The sequence below is a fragment of the Muribaculum sp. NM65_B17 genome (assembly GCF_004793735.1).
Classification (GTDB): Bacteria; Bacteroidota; Bacteroidia; order Bacteroidales; family Muribaculaceae; genus Muribaculum; species Muribaculum gordoncarteri.
In genome coordinates, this window is the sequence record NZ_SRYY01000007.1 from 107,470 (window position 1) to 124,201 (window position 16,732).

The 16,732-nt window shown below is 48.0% G+C and carries 18 protein-coding genes; 6 read left to right on the plus strand and 12 right to left on the minus strand.

Translation table 11 applies throughout. The features are described from left to right. Positions 1-897 precede the first annotated feature (897 nt). Together E5354_RS11090 and E5354_RS11095 are read right to left on the minus strand one after the other, a co-directional pair. The gene (locus tag E5354_RS11090; protein WP_123396989.1) at positions 898-1,575 is read right to left on the minus strand and encodes a response regulator transcription factor; all 678 of its coding nucleotides are present in this window, start codon (positions 1,573-1,575) and stop codon (positions 898-900) included. Continuing rightward, positions 1,568-2,980, minus strand: coding sequence for a sensor histidine kinase (locus tag E5354_RS11095; RefSeq protein ID WP_135947509.1), 1,413 nt, complete (start codon positions 2,978-2,980; stop codon positions 1,568-1,570). The genes E5354_RS11090 and E5354_RS11095 overlap by 8 nt, the downstream gene beginning before the upstream one ends. 185 nt (positions 2,981-3,165) lie before the next feature. Here E5354_RS11095 and E5354_RS11100 point away from each other — a divergent pair, with 185 nt between their 5' ends. After that, on the plus strand, positions 3,166-4,473 hold the full coding sequence (locus tag E5354_RS11100; protein WP_123396991.1) for a hypothetical protein: 1,308 nt from the start codon (positions 3,166-3,168) through the stop codon (positions 4,471-4,473). Between the two features lie 3 nt (positions 4,474-4,476). On the opposite strand, the gene E5354_RS11105 is transcribed toward E5354_RS11100, so the two are convergent. Then, complete coding sequence (locus E5354_RS11105; protein WP_123396992.1) at positions 4,477-4,698, minus strand: hypothetical protein; 222 nt, start codon at positions 4,696-4,698, stop codon at positions 4,477-4,479. 126 nt (positions 4,699-4,824) lie between these two features. On the opposite strand from E5354_RS11105, the gene E5354_RS11110 reads away from it, so the two are divergent. The 4 genes from E5354_RS11110 to E5354_RS11125 all read left to right on the plus strand — a co-directional run bounded on the left by E5354_RS11110 (position 4,825) and on the right by E5354_RS11125 (position 8,930). Continuing rightward, positions 4,825-5,835, plus strand: a complete 1,011-nt coding sequence (locus E5354_RS11110; RefSeq protein ID WP_135947511.1) for a hypothetical protein — start codon at positions 4,825-4,827, stop codon at positions 5,833-5,835. 120 nt (positions 5,836-5,955) lie between these two features. Further along, positions 5,956-8,034, plus strand: a complete 2,079-nt coding sequence (locus E5354_RS11115; RefSeq protein ID WP_168353891.1) for a TonB-dependent receptor domain-containing protein — start codon at positions 5,956-5,958, stop codon at positions 8,032-8,034. Between the two features lie 73 nt (positions 8,035-8,107). Continuing rightward, positions 8,108-8,590 carry a PH domain-containing protein gene (locus tag E5354_RS11120; protein WP_135947513.1) on the plus strand — a complete coding sequence of 161 codons (483 nt, stop codon included), beginning with the start codon at positions 8,108-8,110 and terminating at the stop codon, positions 8,588-8,590. 13 nt (positions 8,591-8,603) lie between these two features. Next, positions 8,604-8,930: a hypothetical protein gene (locus E5354_RS11125; protein WP_135947514.1), complete on the plus strand. Its 327-nt coding sequence runs from the start codon at positions 8,604-8,606 to the stop codon at positions 8,928-8,930. Here E5354_RS11125 and E5354_RS11130 read toward each other — a convergent pair. Further along, positions 8,922-9,431 (minus strand): adenylate kinase, encoded by a 510-nt coding sequence (locus E5354_RS11130; RefSeq protein WP_135947515.1) that lies wholly within the window; start codon positions 9,429-9,431, stop codon positions 8,922-8,924. The two genes, E5354_RS11125 and E5354_RS11130, sit on opposite strands and share 9 nt — an antisense overlap. 29 nt (positions 9,432-9,460) lie before the next feature. Then, positions 9,461-9,646: a hypothetical protein gene (locus E5354_RS11135; RefSeq protein WP_135947516.1), complete on the minus strand. Its 186-nt coding sequence runs from the start codon at positions 9,644-9,646 to the stop codon at positions 9,461-9,463. 240 nt (positions 9,647-9,886) lie between these two features. Here E5354_RS11135 and mobV point away from each other — a divergent pair, with 240 nt between their 5' ends. Continuing rightward, on the plus strand, positions 9,887-11,284 hold the full coding sequence (mobV, locus tag E5354_RS11140) for a MobV family relaxase (RefSeq protein ID WP_135947517.1): 1,398 nt from the start codon (positions 9,887-9,889) through the stop codon (positions 11,282-11,284). A gap of 54 nt (positions 11,285-11,338) precedes the next feature. Here the strand turns inward: mobV and E5354_RS11145 are convergent, their stop codons facing one another. From E5354_RS11145 to E5354_RS11175, 7 genes are all read right to left on the minus strand, one after another. Next, positions 11,339-12,247 carry a permease gene (locus E5354_RS11145; protein ID WP_048927784.1) on the minus strand — a complete coding sequence of 303 codons (909 nt, stop codon included), beginning with the start codon at positions 12,245-12,247 and terminating at the stop codon, positions 11,339-11,341. 4 nt (positions 12,248-12,251) lie between these two features. After that, positions 12,252-13,295: an ACR3 family arsenite efflux transporter gene (gene arsB, locus E5354_RS11150; RefSeq protein ID WP_135947518.1), complete on the minus strand. Its 1,044-nt coding sequence runs from the start codon at positions 13,293-13,295 to the stop codon at positions 12,252-12,254. Further along, complete coding sequence (locus E5354_RS11155; RefSeq protein ID WP_048927782.1) at positions 13,292-13,708, minus strand: arsenate reductase ArsC; 417 nt, start codon at positions 13,706-13,708, stop codon at positions 13,292-13,294. The genes arsB and E5354_RS11155 overlap by 4 nt, the downstream gene beginning before the upstream one ends. Positions 13,709-13,720: 12 nt before the next feature. Then, positions 13,721-15,061: a permease gene (locus E5354_RS11160; protein WP_135947519.1), complete on the minus strand. Its 1,341-nt coding sequence runs from the start codon at positions 15,059-15,061 to the stop codon at positions 13,721-13,723. 22 nt (positions 15,062-15,083) lie between these two features. Beyond that, on the minus strand, positions 15,084-15,311 hold the full coding sequence (locus E5354_RS14365; protein WP_057328569.1) for a thioredoxin family protein: 228 nt from the start codon (positions 15,309-15,311) through the stop codon (positions 15,084-15,086). Between the two features lie 227 nt (positions 15,312-15,538). Further along, entirely contained in the window at positions 15,539-16,246 is a 708-nt protein-coding gene (locus tag E5354_RS11170) for an aromatic aminobenezylarsenical efflux permease ArsG family transporter (protein WP_057328563.1), read from the minus strand. Beyond that, entirely contained in the window at positions 16,246-16,671 is a 426-nt protein-coding gene (locus E5354_RS11175; RefSeq protein ID WP_135947521.1) for a nitrophenyl compound nitroreductase subunit ArsF family protein, read from the minus strand. The genes E5354_RS11170 and E5354_RS11175 overlap by 1 nt, the downstream gene beginning before the upstream one ends. Positions 16,672-16,732: the final 61 nt, after the last annotated feature.

Here is a 16,732-nt window from a genome sequence, read left to right on the forward strand (position 1 = left end):
ATTTGGTAAAATATGCGGCGATGCTGTTGGGTAATCGCTTCAGGTAATCATTAAAATGTTTGGGCGATATTGGGGATTGATTTTAAAGTGTTATATTTGTGGTGCTCGCGGCCGCTCTATAAGGTGAGGCAAACCTTTAGGTGGCGGTGTGGTATCCATAGAGCTCTAAGCATGCAACGGGGGGCCGCGAGAAACCTACTTTTTTATATATAAGGATTCTGTGCCTTATATCGTCGGGGCAATGTTACCCATCATTTTATGAGCGACATTTAGAAATTGTTTGATGTACATTTGGTTTGGTGTAAAAATCTCACTGCACTTGGCTTTTATGGTTTTGCGAAATATTTTATGTCCCTAAAATTAACATGATTAGAAAAATTTGTTATATTTGCAGTGCCAACTGAGGATTAAATGTCGTCGGGTGTCCGTAAGGGCACGCGGCTCCGAAGGGTAGCCACCATCAGGTGGCTTTTTTGTTATACATCATATTGTAAAAAGTAGGCTTCCTCGACCGACCGTTGCATGTTTAGAGCTCTATCGGTCGCCACCATTGCCTACGGGTATGAGGTCGCTTTATAGACCGGTCGAGGCAATTGCAAATATACGATTTTAAAGTCAAACGACAATGTGACCTGTTGAATTTAATGATTATCTCAAAAAAATTCTAATAACATTGCGTCAGAAATAATCGCCGAAACGGCGATTGATTTTTCACACGAAAAAATTTTGAGCTGTGGACTAAAAAATATAACAAAAAATGAAGCAATTCACAACTAATACAACCCTATTGATTCGGGAGGATTCATGTGAAATCGGTGCAAAGATACGAATAAGTTGAGAGCAATGCCAAATTTATTTGGACATTGCCGAGCGTGAGTATCTAAAAATATAGAGGCTTCATTTGATTGTGAGCATGTAACCAAATCCGCGCTGGTTGATGATGGCGATTGCCGGGTCGTGACGCAGGGCACGGCGCAGCTTGTGGATATAGCCGTGCAGCGAATTGCGGTTGCTGGGGTCGTCGCGCTGCCATACGGCAATCATCAATTCGGATGCATCTACCGTTTTGCCTATGTTGGAAGCAAGACGCTCAAGAATCATGGCCTCGAAATGCGACAATTCGACAACGTTATCGCCCATGGTCAGCATCTGGGTCGTCGTGTTGAATGTGTATCCTCCGATGGCAAACTTTGTGTCGTCGCTTCGGTTGTCGCCGTATCGGCGCAGCAATGCCTTGATTCTGATTATGAGCTCGCGCAGTTCAAAAGGCTTCTTGATGTAGTCGTTAGCTCCTATTTCAAATCCCTTCTCAACATCGTCGATGGCGCTTTTAGCGGTAAGGAAGAGTAGGGGGACCGCAGGTGACAAGCGCCGTATTTCCTTGGCCATCGAAAAGCCGTCCATGCGTGGCATCATCACATCGGCTACTACAATGTCGGCTCCGGCGGTCTTGAATTTGTCCAGTCCGTCGATTCCGTCAACGGCCTCGATCACCTCATAGCCCTGACTGCGCAGGGTATCGGCTACTATCAGGCTGAGGTCGGCCTCATCTTCTACAAGCAGGATTCTATTCATTGTCGTTGTTGAATTTAATAGTAAATGTTGAGCCCTCGCCCTCCTTGCTCTTGACATTGATGTGCCATCCCATCTTGTCGAGAATGCTCTTGACATAGTAGAGCCCGATGCCGTAGCCGCGCACATCCTGCCGGTTGCCGTGAGGCACGCGGTAGAACTTGTTAAACAGATAGGGAATCGATTTTGCCGGGATGCCTATGCCGTCGTCGGCTATCGACAGGCCGTCGGCATCGTATGTCATTACGATTCTCACCCGGTCGCCTGAGTATTTGATGGCGTTGTCGATGAGGTTGTTAAGCACGTTGGACAGATGCGTTTTGTCCGACTCCACCGAAACGTTGTCATCGCCTTTTATTTCGATAGTTATCGCCTTGTCGCCCCTCATTCGCTGGGCCGCTGCAATTTCCTCCAAGAGAGGACGCAGTTGCACGGCCTCTTTTTCCAGCTTCATGGTTTTGCGTCGCTCCATGCTCATTGCGAGAATGTTTTCCACAAGTTCACCGAGCCGCTTGAGCTGCTTGTTGGCAATAAGGAGGTAGGTTTCTTTCTTCGACGGATCGTTGCTCGTGTCGTAGTTGAGCAGTGCGTCATTTGCCGAATAGGCTATGGCTATGGGGGTCTTCAGCTCGTGGGTCATGTTGCTTACAAAATCGTCCTTCATCTCCTCGATAGTCCTGAGTCGTGACACTGTTCGGTAAAGATAGATGAAAGCGAGTGAGAATACAGCAGTAAGCAGGATGACAGTCACTATCACGCCCGACATTTCGGAAAATATATGGCGGGTCAACGGCGTGATGTAGGCGCGATAAGCCAATTCGGCATCGGGGTTGAAGCTGTAGGTTACTACATCATAGTCGTCGGCAATGTCACGAGAGTTGCGCTTGACCACATTACCCTGCAGGTCGATGACCTCGACGGCAACAAATTGAGGTCGAATGAAACGGTCGTTGAGGCGTTTGGTGAACACGCTGTCCATGATTTCCAGGTTTATATCGACATAGGGGTCCATGACCGAATGAAACTGCTTGCCCACGGTGTTGACAAACTTATTGGCAAACGAAATGTCCTTATCGGTCGAGATGCTGCTGGTTGCCACTGAGCCGTCGGGGTAGCGGGTGGCTGAGATCATGTTTCCTTCCGAGTCCTGTATGACTGATGTTTCCCCTCGGCGTTCGCTTCCCGGCTCCTGTTCGCCTGACGCAATCTTGGAGCGCGTTTCACGATTGGCTCTTTCGGCTCTAATCCACAGCTCGTCAAGGTCGGCATCGGCCAACGCGCTTTTCACATCCCTCTCGACGGTCGAGCGTATTGACTCATAAAGATTTACGAGATAACACACATTGCAGGCGAAAATCACTGCAATGATTATGATGAATGTAGTCGATATGGTTTTAAAGCGTTTCATTTATTGCACTTGTTTAATCACGATTGGAAACACAGCTAAGTTGTGCATCGCAAATTTAATAACAATCCGTTACATTAATGATTAAACTTATTGCGATTTAAGACTAAATAAGGGAACGTGTTGTGATTGCTGCTGATTTCAGTTATAAATTTGCGATGACAAACTTTATCGTGTCAACGACATCTATGTTTCGCTATGTTTCAACAATCATCGCCCTCGTTCTCTCGGCGTTGCTGACCGAGGGGCTGGCCCGGGATGTGGTAGTGGTCGATTCGGTTAACCGCAGTCCATTGCCCGGAGCGTCAATATTTGACCGCCAAGGTAACTCGATAGGCATAAGCAATTCAAAGGGCCGCACACCCTATATTGCCGATGAAAGCTATCCGATAACCGTGCGTTATCTCGGTTTCAAGGAGAGTGTCGTGACGGCGGCAAGCGACGACACGATAGCACTTCAGGAAATCGTGTCGGAATTGCCCGAGGTGGTGATTGAGTCACGGAGTCACAAGGTGATGCACATTCTGGCCTATGTGCGTGAATACTCGACATTGACAACCTACACCGACACCGTGTTCCTGTTCCGTGAAAAGATGGTCGACTATATGTTGACACCCGACAAAAAGTCGAAGTTCAAGGGATGGTCAAGTCCGAGGATTATGGCGTGCAAGTCCTACTACCGATTCAGCAACGCTGACGGGCTCGACAGTGTGAGCGATGCGAGCAACCATCATTTTTCGTGGTCGGACTGGATAGGCGTTGTGCCGGTTGCCGAGATGCCCTCGGCCTTGAGGGGAGTTGAATATGCTACCGATACGCTGCGCGGTAAATACAGTCCCACCGAAATATGGATTAGAAACAGCGACCGCGTCACCGTAAATGTCAATGTATTGGCCGATACGACAAGCCGGAAGTGGGTACCCAATCTGTCGGGATTCTTTCGCAGAAATCTTGATTTTGAGAATTTCAGGGTGAGGTTCAATTACGGCGATGTGGTGGGCGACACTATTTCGCCTATGGACTTGGCCGGATATTCATTCAATATAGAGTCAAGAGGACGCGGACATGAAATGTTTAGATTCAATCGTGTCGACGAGCCATGCTTTGTGAGCACCTATGCCGAAGTTTATATATTGGACAAGGAGTATATAACCGTAAAGGAGGCCAAGAAGTGGGACAAGCATAACTTCATGACCGATGAGATAGGAATTTACCGCCCCTTGGAGGCTCCTGAGCTGCAGCCGTCGATTTTGGATCTTATGGCCAGGGTTGACAATATCGACAAAGAGGGGGTGAGATTGGGACAGGAGCCTGACTCCCGAATGATAAGTCAACATCTAAACAACCAAAACTTCAAGCTTGGAAACCGATTGCTGTTTATGCTGAAACAATTGACGGGAATATCGCTCATCAAATCAAATAAAAACATGAATCGTCAATGGGGCGATTTCAAAAAGGGAAAGAAACGAAGCAGCAACAGGTTGAGCAAATTTTAGACTTCATTTGCCGTATTCGATTCCTGCTTTAACACGTTTATTGTAGGTTGCGAAACTGCTGTAGGCATTGTAGGTGATGACACATGCGCCAAAAATCTCAAACCATCCCTTGGCGTCGATGCTGCGGGCAAGTATCGGGGTGACTATCCAGGAAATGATTATGACGCATCCTAAAAGCGTGAGCAGGAACGAGATATTTCTTTTTATGCGGTTACTTACAGCCATATTGTCGTTATCATTTACGCTGCAAAGATATAAAAAAAGCACATACAGGCAAGTAAATGGATGGGTTGTGTGCCGGAATAGCGATATTTTGTTTATTTTTGCATCGGTAAAAATCACATTTCAACAATGCGCACGCTTCTTTGCATGGCTATACTGCTGGTAATCACCGGATGCAGTTGCTCAAGTCCCCGATTGAGGGAGCTTGACGAGGCTCAGCGCATGATTACCGAAGACCCTCGGGCCGCTCTCGACTGTCTGAATGTGATTGATGTTTCGGAGGTCGGCGACTCGGCCACAATGGCGCGATGGGCGTTGCTCTATTCCGAGGCGATGGTGGCCAACAATCTGTCGGCGCCTACCGACACCATAATCAACATCGCTGTCGACTACTATGAGCGTCACAACGAGCGGGCTGAATTTCAACAGGCTTGCAGGCTTAAGTCGCTGATTACCTCCGGCGATAAAAAGGACGCGCTTGCGTCGGCCCTATATCTGCAGAAGGAAAAGGAGTTCATGCTTTACAACGAAAGGGTGAAGCGCGAGCGATTGATGACATGGGGATTGCTAACCATAGTGTTGGCTGCGGGTGTCATCGTGTGGCAACGACAGCGACTTAAAATCAAGACTATCCAGAATGATGCTTTGATGGCTGAAGCATCGGGCCTGAAGTGCATGATTGATGTTAGGAACAGGGATGTCGACAAGCTTGAATCGACTTTGCATCGGTTGCTCGACGGCCGCTTCGCGCTCATCGACTCGCTGTGTCAGACCTATTACGAGTCGCAGGGCACAAAGAGCGAGCGAAAGACCATTGCCGATAAAGTGAAGAGCGAAATCGAGGCCGTGAGTTCCGATTCATTCGGCGACATGGAGCGAGCCGTAAACGACTGCTGCAATAATCTGCTTGTGGGGCTTAAGGAGATATGCCCCGACATAAAAGCCGACGACTACAAGCTTGCGGTGTTTCTTGCGAGCCGACTGTCGACACGCACGATCAGCCTGCTTTTAGGCGAGTCGGTCGATGTGGTCTATAAGCGTAAGTCACGACTTAAAATGCGCTTGAAGGCGATTGCCGACAATCCCTATCCTCAAATTTTGGAGATTTTTAGACCCGAATCAATGCCTGTCAGGAAATAAGTGAATGCGATTCGGTAAGTGGCTTGTATTTAGTGCCTTGTGGGCTGCGATGTCAGACTTTTATTTTGGCTTTACACATGATTCATGAGTAATTTTGTGCAAAAAAATTACATCACACTCATGAACATTAAAGTTTTAGTCACATTAGCTTCAATCATTGCAATGTCGACCGCCAATGCACAGAATCATGAATCGGCCGACAGTCTTAACCGGGAACTTCAGGAGATAGTGTTCACGGCCAAGCAACCGGCCACAAGACTTGAAGGCTCCACTCTCGTTTCAACTATCGCCGGGTCCAATCTCAGCAATCTCGGCAATGCTCTTGATGTGCTCGCGCAATTGCCCATGATAAAGGTTGACGACAGCACGGTGAGTGTAGTAGGGCGCAGCAACACGGAGATATACATCGACGGCCGTCCGATGCGTGACAACATGGAGTTGCAGCAGCTGTTGTCGGGCAACATAAAGCGGGTTGAACTGCTTATGGCTCCCGGGGCAAGGTACAGCAGCACTACCGATGCCGTGATAAAAATAACCACACGGCGTGACTTCCTGCAGGGGTTGTCGGTCACCGATCAATTCACGCTTAAGCGCAGGCGCAAATGGTCGCTGGTCGATTTGGCCGACTTGAACTATCGGGCGGGAGCTTACGACTTTTTCCTGTCGGGAGCGTTCAATCACGATAATACGGTTGTAAACGGGAGCACTGTCAACACATTGAAATATAACGGAGAAACTACTACGGTGGGCAGTTCGCAGAACAACCGCTATCCCACCAATACGGGAAGCGTAAAGAGCGGATTAAACTATTCAAAGGATGCCTTGTCGTTTGGGGCATATTACCGCTTCAGTCCCGAGCGAGGTAAGTTTTCCAACATCGGCACCGAATGGCTTAATGACCAATCGCCTGTTTCGCGAATCATCAATAGGGATATTCGGGGCCGAAGCCACTATGTGTCGATGTATTACGACAATACATTCTCTGACCGCTATCTGCTTCATTTCGACGGCGATTTCCGATCCTCGGCCGTCGACAACCAAGTCGCCGTCACATATCCGGCGACAACCGATGCCGCAGTAAATTCGGCCGACCATCGGCGCTCTACATTGTGGGCGGGTAAGCTGTGCCTTGACTTCCCGCTTGCCCACGGCGATTTTACTGTAGGCACCCAGGCTACCTACACACGCACCAAACTCGACTACATGATGCTGAATCAAGATGTGGAATCCTATATTCCGTCGTCGTTTACCGATGCACGGCAGGCATCGGCTGCGGCGTTTGCATCGTGGCGCAGGACATTCAATCGGTTAAGCATGTCGCTGGGATTGCGTTACGAGTATGGCGACTATGACTTCAGCGTCGACGGGAAGCGTGACAACGATGTGAGCCGACGCGACAACCTGCTCACACCCGACCTGTCGCTCAGTTACACGTTTAACGACCGCGCTCAGGTGAGTCTGAGCTATAAGATGGCTACAGTCAAGCCTTCGTATTCACAACTTACAGGGGCGCTAAATTATGTGGGACTTCATGAAATCGAGGGCGGAAATCCGGCTCTTCGCGATGAACGGATGCATGATGTGCAACTGTTTGCAATGTGCGGCGACTTCATGCTTCAGTCATCGTTGACGCGCAGCATCGACACCTATGCATTTGTCAAGCAGCTCTATCCGGCCCATAATCTGCAGTTGATGATGCATCCTGTCAACATCGATGTGTCGTCGGTCAGCCTTTACCTTATATGGAGTAGGGCGGTTAAGTTCTGGACTCCCAATGTCACGGCCGGCATCTACAAGCAGTGGCTCGACATTGACGGCACATGCTACAACAAGCCGATTATGTCCTACTACTTCGACAACACTTTCACCCTTCCTCACGGATGGTTGATCACCGCCAACATAAGCGGCCAGTCGCAGGGTGACATGCACACCAACCGATTTGCTTCATCGCCCTTCATGATGGATGCATCGATAGGCAAGACAATGCTTAACCGCTCGCTAACGCTGAAGCTGTCGGCAACCGACCTGTTCAATACGGCCAATAACAATTGGACAATGAATACATTCGGGGTATTTGTCGACAAACGCCAGAGTTACAACCAACGAGGCATTGCGCTGAATGTTATCTACCGATTCAACCCCCGTCAAAATAAATACAAGGGTAGGGCTGCCAATGAAGAGGAGATGAAGCGTCTTTAATTTGCAGGAATATCCTTTATGGAATCAAATATTAGTCATATATTTGTAGTGCAATAAATTAAACGTTTCATTAATGAAGAAGCAGGTGAAATTCAGTACGTGGTCTACGATGCTGTCGGCATCGGCCATCATCGTATTGCTCTATGTGCTTAAATACACTAAGGACGACATGTCTTATTGGTGTATTGCTATAGAATTGATGCTTATTGTGCTTGTGGCTGTCACGCTGTTTTATATGCCCCTGTCGGTTATGCTTGACAATGATTATGTCACGGTAAAGAGGCCGATTTGTTCCAAGAGGATTCCTTTGGCCGATATAACCGAAGTGAAGCTTTGTCCTCCCACCATGGCGGAGCGGCCTATATTCGGGAGTGGAGGTTTCATGGGCTATTGGGGCCGGTTCCGTGAAAAAGGCCTTGGCAAGTACTTTGCCTACTATGGTAAAGCGTCCGACTGCTTTCTTGTCACGTTGCGTGACGGCAGGAAATATATGCTTGGGTGTGACGATGCAGGCGAAATGGTTTCGGCGATAAATTCACGGCTTTGCGTGGCATAAAAATAATAAGGTTATGCGTAAAAATCTCTATGTCGACATTTGGACAAGACTTGTACCTTACATAATGCAGGCGCTTCAACAGTCAATGCTGGAAGAATCGGCAATGGCCATGCAGCTGAATCCCGACGCGTTTAATGCGGCAGGGAATCGCAAGAGCTATTCATTCAGTCTAACATTTGTTAACGGCTTTTCCCGTATAAACGAAGGCAACGCCGTTTCGCGTGATTTGAGAATGACATTGCTTGGAAATGTAAAGTTCAAAGAGTTTTCGGCTAATAAAACAATCACGTTGCGACTCGACAATAACTTCCGCCTTATAATTTCGTGCAAACTATCGTAACGTTGGGTGATCGGGCAACATTTCAATGAAATTGTCGGCCTCTTCTCTCGAATGAAACACGATCACATTGACACCGGCGTTGCAGTCGTTGAGCAGTCGGTCGATTACCGGGGCCTGTTGCGTGGGAAAGTCGATGATCCATTGACGGAATTCCGGGTCAATAGTGTCCTCGCTCCAAGGCATATCCTCGCGTTTGCGGCCTACACGCTCTTCGGCTCCCGCGAGGCAGATGTTGAGTGGCAGGTCGAAGTAGAACACTGTATCGCAGTGGCTTAGCCGGAGCGGAAGTGTGTGCAGATAGTTGCCGTCGATAATCCATTCAGGTTGGGCGACTATCTCGTCAAGACGCTTTATGAATTCATCTCGAGAGAGGGTGGTCTTGTCGGGCAAGTGCCATATCATGTCGAGATAATGTATTGGCAGACAAGTTTTTGCGGAAAGTTTCCTTGAAAATGTACTTTTCCCCGCACCGGGACAACCGATAACTATTACCTTCTTCATTTAAGTCGTAGAATTTATTCCGTTTTTATTTAAGTCGTAGAGTTTATTCCATAACGCAGTGTCGACGGAAAATCATTGTCATATTCCGCGAAATTAAGCATAAAATCCGGATTGTCGGCTTCGCCCTGAACATTTTTAGGCCTTGCGACAGTCCTTATGTTTCTCAGCATATCCGATATGGCAACACCGGAGCAGAGAGCCGCCAAACTTGACATCGCCGACTTCCTTTTGGATACGGCAACCCGGAATAACCCCATTGTATGAGCTGATGACGGAGCCAATCAGCTTGCTGAATGTAGGGAGGATTTTAGTAATAAAATTCCGTAGCTTATTATGGCATTTTCATCCGAAGTCTCCGACCTCTCCCGAAAAAGCCATCAGGCATCGAGCCTCCTACCGGCTCTCCTTTGCGATTGATACGGAATTTTATCATAACCAATTTAATTCAAGATTATATGACTACACAATATGCAGTGTGCCACCTGGAGCGTGGCGCAGGCAACGATTCGGGCATGTCATGCCACATCGAGCGCAAGACCGCCGAGGGTAAACCGCACATTCCCAACAACGCCGACGAGAGCAGAACATACCTCAACCGTGAACTTATCACTTTCCCGGACGGTGTTCACAACCGCACTCAGGCGATTCAACACCGTATTGAGACCGCCGGCCTTCAAAGAAAAGTCGGCAAAAACCAGACCCGCGCCGTCCGAGTGCTTCTGACCGGCACACATGAGCAGATGATGGCTCTTGCAAACGGCGGTCGCCTTGATGACTGGTGCCGTGCCAACATCAAATGGCTGCATGACACCTTCGGCGAGGATAACCTTGTGTCATGTGTGCTTCACATGGACGAAAAGACTCCCCATCTCCATGCGACTGTGGTGCCTGTTGTATCGTCTCCTCGCAAGCGCCGGGAGCGCGAGGACGAAGTGAAGTATAAGGAGAAAACTCCGGCACCGAGGCTGTGCGCTAATGAGCTGATGACACGCGGTAAGCTCCGGCAATATCAGGACACATACGCGCAGGCAATGGCCGGATTCGGATTGAAACGCGGTGTCATTGCGAGTGGTGCCAGACATCAGACCCAACAGCAGTACAACCGTCAGCAGGCACTCGAATTGCAGGCTGATATTGAAAGCCTGACTGCCGAGATTGAGAAACTTGCAGTCGAAAAGGATAAGGTCAAGAAGGAAGCTAAGGACGGTAAGAACCGTATCCTGTCATGGCTCGGAACCGGTGAACTACCGAAACTGGAGAAGGAAGTTTCTGATAAGGACAAACAGATTGCCGGATTACAGAAGCAGCTCGCCGATATGCAGAAGCGGTACGATGATCTGAAAGCCAACTCGCTTCGTGAACGCAACTCTTATCAAAATGAAATCGACGCGGCGACCAAACGAATTGCTGAATGGGAGGCGCGTTACAAAGCCGAACAAAACCGGGCTAAGGAGCTGCACCGCTTGGCATATCCCGAACGATACCGTCTGTCATCAGGAGCGGAGCTTGTAAGCGGCTGGATTCCCAACCGTATGTATCCCAGTCTGTCAATCACGACGCTGTTTCATGGCACCGAGTTCAAGAACACCTCTTATAATCTTTCTCAGAATCTTCTCGACAAGTACGACAGCGGTGCGTTAACTCTTCATGAATTGGTAAACGAACTGTTTGAGCCGTGGGAGCAGGTGGATGAATCCCAACACAGCCTTCTCGCCATCGCACTCCAGACAGCCGCCGGAGGAATCCCGACACCGCATGTCGGCACCGGCGCAGGCGGTTCCTCTTCCGATTTGCCTTGGAACGATAACGACAAGAACAAATTCCAAAAAACGAAGTTCAAAGGACGGCGATAAGGAAGTTTGGAGTCGTATGAATACTACTGAAAATATTCAGTTAATTATATAGGATTACAGGAGAATATTAAACAGATACCCTGAGATTACAGCCGTCAGGAATATTACAGCGACAATCATGGCGACAAGTTTCTTTTTGAAGATACTTGCAAGCATCGACATTTCCGGAATTGCCATGCCTGCGCCACCGATAACAAGCGCTATCACAGCCCCGACACCCATGCCTTTGCCCATTAATGCTACGCCGATAGGTATTGCGGTCTCTGCACGGATATAAAGTGGCACTCCGATGATGGCTGCGACAGGTACAGCGAATGGATTGTCCGGTCCGGCGATTTTCAACACCCAGTCGCTTGGCATATATCCGTATATCACAGCTCCTAATGCAACACCGATTATAAGATACCAGAAAATCGGGCGTAGCGTGTCCCATCCGGCACGAAGTGCTATAGCTATTTTCTGACTCCACGGGAGCTTCTTGGCCTCAATGGGCTTTTCACCCGCCGAACAGCAGGATTGCTTTTTCAACCTTACGTTTTTGACATATTTCTGAGCATCTACTTTTTGCAATCCCCAGCCGAAGAACACAGCGCAGAGGAAGGCAATCGCCACATATATGAGCATAGCTTTGATGCCTACCAATGCTCCCAACATTGCTATAATAATCGGGTTAAGCAACGGAGATGCAATAAGGAATGACATCGTGGCTCCGAAAGGTACGCCGGCATTGAGGAAACCTACAGTCATGGGGAGAGTAGAACATGCACAGAAAGGCGTGAGTGCTCCGAATCCTGCGGCTATAACATTTCCGAAGAATCCGGCCTTTTCAATTTTCTTGCTGATCTTCTCCTGAGGAATATACATCAGGATAATCTCAACAATCGCCGTTATCACGATGAACAATACGACAAGCTCAACCGTGATATAGCAGAAATACCAAAGGGTATCGAGTAATGTATTCATATCATCAGTTTTTAAAATATTTTCTTGTGTTGTTTGCAATCTTAACCAATGTGAGCATCACCGGCACTTCTACCAATACTCCCACAACTGTAGCAAGCGCTGCGCCTGACTGTACTCCGAATAGAGAGATGGCTACGGCAACCGACAGTTCAAAGAAATTACTTGCTCCTATCATTCCTGCCGGAGCTGCAACATTATGTGGGAGTTTCCATGCTTTAGCCCATCCATAAGTAATGAAGAATATTAAGAAGGTCTGTAATATCAATGGGACAGCAATCAAAACGATATGAAAAGGATTTGAAAGGATCGTTTTCCCTTGAAAAGAGAAAAGTATTATAAGCGTAAGCAACAAACCAATAATGGTCCACTTGTTAAATTTGTTGACAAATACAGTATTAAAGTAATCAATTCCATAGCGGCGGACTATTAATATCCTTATGATTATTCCAGCGACAAGCGGAATTACCACAAACAATACGACTGATAGTATTAGTGTCGCCCAAGGAATAGCGATACCTCCGATACCGAGAAGGAATCCTACTATCGGAACATAAGCCACCAGAATTATAAGGTCATTTACCGCGACTTGAACAAGTGTATAGGCCGCATCTCCCTTTGTAAGATAACTCCATACAAACACCATCGCGGTGCATGGAGCAGCACCAAGAAGAACAGCACCAGCAAGATATTGGTCGGCAAGTGCTGTTGGAATAAATGTCTTAAATACTACGAAGAAGAAGAACCAGGCAATGCCAAACATGGTAAACGGCTTTATAAGCCAGTTGGTGACACAGGTTATCAGTATTCCTTTCGGACGCTTACCGACGTTCCTGACACTCTGGAAATCCACCTTGAGCATCATGGGATAAATCATCAGCCATATCAGGACAGCGATAGGGATGGATACATTGGTATACTCCCATTTACCCAATGTCTCAGGTACAGCGGGGATCCATTGACCGATGGCAATACCGGCAATGATGCAAAGCGTAACCCATATTGTAAGGTATCGCTCAAAAAATCCTATCCCTTTGTTTTCCTTACTCATTTCAAATTCTTCTTATAAAATTCTTCGAATCGGTCCTTTATTTCGTCACGCACACGACGAAATTCGCTCATGATGTAGTCTTCAGAGCCGACAGCATCGGAGGGATCATCGAAACCGATATGAATACGATGCTTTACATTGCCGACGAATGACGGGCAACTTTCGTTGGCGCCTCCGCATACAGTTATCACATAGTCCCAGGACTCCTTAAGGTATTCATCAACATTGTGCGGCGTATGGCCGCTGATGTCGATGCCTCTTTCCTTCATTACCTCTACGGCACGAGGATTGACTCTTTCAGCCGGTCTCGTTCCTGCTGAAAATACCTTTATATTCGGGTCAAACGACTGGAGGAAGCCATGAGCCATCTGACTGCGGCAACTGTTGCCGGTGCATAGAATCAATACTTTCATTTTTCATTCGATTTAGAAGAAATAACCGTAAACCCATCCGGAAATGGTTGCCATGACAATTACAAGAGCGACATATATCACAGTCTTTTTCGTACCCATCACACTTCTTATGACAAGCATATTCGGAAGCGACAGCGACGGGCCGGCGAGCAGCAGGGCAAGAGCCGGGCCTTTACCCATGCCGGAAGCAAGCAGTCCCTGAATAATCGGCACTTCGGTAAGAGTGGCGAAATACATAAACGCACCTGTGAAACTTGCGAAGAAGTTTGATAGTAACGAATTGCCGCCGACTGCCCATTCAACCCAGCTATTTGGAATAATACCGGGTAGTTCTATACCGTCATGCGTTGAACCGAGCAGGAATCCCGCTGTCAATACTCCGACTGCAAGCAACGGTAGTATCAGCTTGGCGAATCCCCATGAAGACAACGCCCATTCGCGGTTTTCATCATCGTTTTTATCGCATAACAATATGATTGCAAGCACAACGACAGAAACTATCATAGGCACAAGGGGAGCCAGTTTCGCATCGGGAATGAAAACATTGGCGAGGAAAGCCGATACAGCTACCGCGATTGCTCCAAGGATAATCCAACGGGTTTTAAGATGGAGGATTTTTACAAGCATCACGCACAGACCTATTGCAAGGGCAGATGTTATCCACCATTTAGCCCCGTAGATTGCAGCCCAGATGCCACGGTCGATTGCCGCCGGTGCGCCCCAGTTGGCGAACACGAGGATAGCCACAAGAGTAAAGAAAAACACTGCCGTCTGCCAAAGCGGGCGTTTTTCCGGGGGTAGCACAATGTTCATCTGTGCCGTCTCTTTATCCCGTTCTTCCTTGCTGAAGATGAACGACATTATCAGGCCGATAACTACAGCAAAGGTAACGGCTCCGATTACACGAGCAAGTCCCATTTCCAGTCCGAGGATGCGTGCGGTAAGAATTATCGAGAGTATGCTGATGGCGGGGCCGGAATAGAGAAAGGCTATTGCCGGACCGAGTCCCGCACCACGCTTGTAGATGCTTGTAAACAACGGAAGAATGGTACAGGAACAGACGGCAAGGATACCTCCCGAAACCGATGCGACAGTATAGGATACCCATTTTTTGGCATTGGCCCCGAAATACTTCAGCACCGCTCCCTGACTCACGAACACTGCGATAACACCGGCGATGAAAAATGCCGGGAGAAGGCAGAGGACGATATGTTCGCGGGCATACCACTTGGTGAGGTCAAGTGTGGAGTGAATCGCCGTCATCAGCGTGTCGCTATTGACGGGCAGAAAGAACGCAGTCAGGAATAAGACAACGGTCCATATCAGAAACTTGATTTCCTTTCTTGTTTCCATATCAGTCTCCTGTTGTTGCGGTTCAGATGCCGAGAACTTTTTTCACTTCGTCAGCCGACGGAACGTGACCTTTGATTTTGACTGTGCCGTCAACGACCACGGCAGGGGTCGCCATGATGTTGAATTTCATCATCTCGGCGATATCCTCGATTTTGGAGAGCTTTACATCGAGATTGTTCTCGCTGATCACACGTTCCACTACCTTATAAGTCTCCTTGCACTTGGCGCAGCCGGGACCGAGAACAAGCACCTCGCTGACTTTTACGCCGGGAGCCGTGGCGTAGCATGAGGTTTCAGCGGCTTCGGTTGAATCGTCGGAGCATCCGCATGACTGCACGGGTTTTACATCTTCATCCACGATGATGTTGCTGTTGCAGCAGCAAGAACTTTTCTTTTTAGGTGCGAAGAGGGTTGACCAAAAGCCTTTCTTAGATTCTTTTTTATCCATGATTTTTCGTTTTTACAGTTTATACATTTTTAGAGATACATCATTATGCAGTAGTAAATGCCTACTGATATGAAAATGACTCCGACAATAATGTTGAGCCATTTCTGAACAGTGCGTAGTTTGCCGTAGAACTCACCGACCTTTTCAACGCTGAAAGCGAGAATCCAGGCTACGGCAAGCACGGGAAGTGCGGTGGCTATTGCGAACAGAACCGGCAGAAGCCAGCCTGCGCTTGCCGTTACCGACATCGGTATCAGCATACCGAAGTACAGCACTCCGCTTGTAGGGCAGAAAGCCATCGCGAACAGAACACCGAGCAGCAATGCTCCCCATCCCCCTTTTCGGGCAAGACCTTCACCGTTGCCACCGAAGCCGAACTGAGGCAGATTGAGCTTATGCCCGAACAGCATGAAAAGCCCGATAAGCAGCAACAGCGGCCCAATCAGCAGCTCGCCCCATTTCCCTATTGCCTTTTGTATCCCGAACACGCTTGCACCCTCTTTCAGAATAGAGATAAGGATGACGCCAAGGATGGTATATGAGACAACTCGTCCTAAAGTGTAAAGGACACCATTACGGAAAATACGTCTGCGGTTCTCTATATCCTTGCTGATGTAGCCTATTGCAGCTATGTTGGTGGCAAGCGGACACGGTGAGATAGCAGTGAGCAATCCGAGAAGGAACGCGGTCAGAGCCGGAGCAGTGCTATTGTCAAGTAAAGTCTGTAACCAGTCCATTATTTCAATGATTGGCGGATTTTGTCTGCAAGACCTTTCTTGAAGCCGTCAGGATTTTTACGGGCGTTCCCGAAGCCAAACTCAGTGAGGTTGTTACGGCTCTCCTTACCGTCTTTCCATTTGTTGACAAAGAGAGAAGACCATGTAACTTCGTATTTGTCGGCGATTTTTTCTCCCTCCGGGGTAGATATATCCACGGTCTTGAATACGACAGTGCCGTTTTTCATCTCGTTTGCAAAGAGAGTATTTACTACCTCTTTAGCGTTTTTCTCGATAGCCATGCAGGTGGCACAGCGTTGTTTGCCGTGGAAATATATCACTTCCACTCTATCCTTTTCAGGAGATTTCGCAGCGGCGGTATTATCCCCGCTTCCGCACGACACCAGCCCTATCATAAGGGCGAAAAACATCAGTAACTTTTTCATGTGATTATCATTTAATTTAGATTGTTATTTGCCGAATTACGAACATCGAAAATAAAAAAAT

What these genes read in the sequence shown, in the direction of transcription:
- E5354_RS11105 (WP_123396992.1), bottom strand. Translation starts at nt 4,698, where the DNA reads ATGGCTGTAAGTAACCGCATAAAAAGAAATATCTCGTTCCTGCTCACG.
- E5354_RS11155 (WP_048927782.1), bottom strand. Translation starts at nt 13,708, where the DNA reads ATGAAAGTATTGATTCTATGCACCGGCAACAGTTGCCGCAGTCAGATG.
- E5354_RS11175 (WP_135947521.1), bottom strand. Translation starts at nt 16,671, where the DNA reads ATGAAAAAGTTACTGATGTTTTTCGCCCTTATGATAGGGCTGGTGTCG.
- E5354_RS11135 (WP_135947516.1), bottom strand. Translation starts at nt 9,646, where the DNA reads ATGTCAAGTTTGGCGGCTCTCTGCTCCGGTGTTGCCATATCGGATATG.
- arsB (WP_135947518.1), bottom strand. Translation starts at nt 13,295, where the DNA reads ATGAGTAAGGAAAACAAAGGGATAGGATTTTTTGAGCGATACCTTACA.
- E5354_RS11160 (WP_135947519.1), bottom strand. Translation starts at nt 15,061, where the DNA reads ATGGAAACAAGAAAGGAAATCAAGTTTCTGATATGGACCGTTGTCTTA.
- E5354_RS11145 (WP_048927784.1), bottom strand. Translation starts at nt 12,247, where the DNA reads ATGAATACATTACTCGATACCCTTTGGTATTTCTGCTATATCACGGTT.
- E5354_RS11100 (WP_123396991.1), top strand. Translation starts at nt 3,166, where the DNA reads ATGTTTCGCTATGTTTCAACAATCATCGCCCTCGTTCTCTCGGCGTTG.
- E5354_RS11170 (WP_057328563.1), bottom strand. Translation starts at nt 16,246, where the DNA reads ATGGACTGGTTACAGACTTTACTTGACAATAGCACTGCTCCGGCTCTG.
- E5354_RS11115 (WP_168353891.1), top strand. Translation starts at nt 5,956, where the DNA reads ATGAACATTAAAGTTTTAGTCACATTAGCTTCAATCATTGCAATGTCG.
- E5354_RS11090 (WP_123396989.1), bottom strand. Translation starts at nt 1,575, where the DNA reads ATGAATAGAATCCTGCTTGTAGAAGATGAGGCCGACCTCAGCCTGATA.
- mobV (WP_135947517.1), top strand. Translation starts at nt 9,887, where the DNA reads ATGACTACACAATATGCAGTGTGCCACCTGGAGCGTGGCGCAGGCAAC.
- E5354_RS11120 (WP_135947513.1), top strand. Translation starts at nt 8,108, where the DNA reads ATGAAGAAGCAGGTGAAATTCAGTACGTGGTCTACGATGCTGTCGGCA.
- E5354_RS11125 (WP_135947514.1), top strand. Translation starts at nt 8,604, where the DNA reads ATGCGTAAAAATCTCTATGTCGACATTTGGACAAGACTTGTACCTTAC.
- E5354_RS11110 (WP_135947511.1), top strand. Translation starts at nt 4,825, where the DNA reads ATGCGCACGCTTCTTTGCATGGCTATACTGCTGGTAATCACCGGATGC.
- E5354_RS11095 (WP_135947509.1), bottom strand. Translation starts at nt 2,980, where the DNA reads ATGAAACGCTTTAAAACCATATCGACTACATTCATCATAATCATTGCA.
- E5354_RS11130 (WP_135947515.1), bottom strand. Translation starts at nt 9,431, where the DNA reads ATGAAGAAGGTAATAGTTATCGGTTGTCCCGGTGCGGGGAAAAGTACA.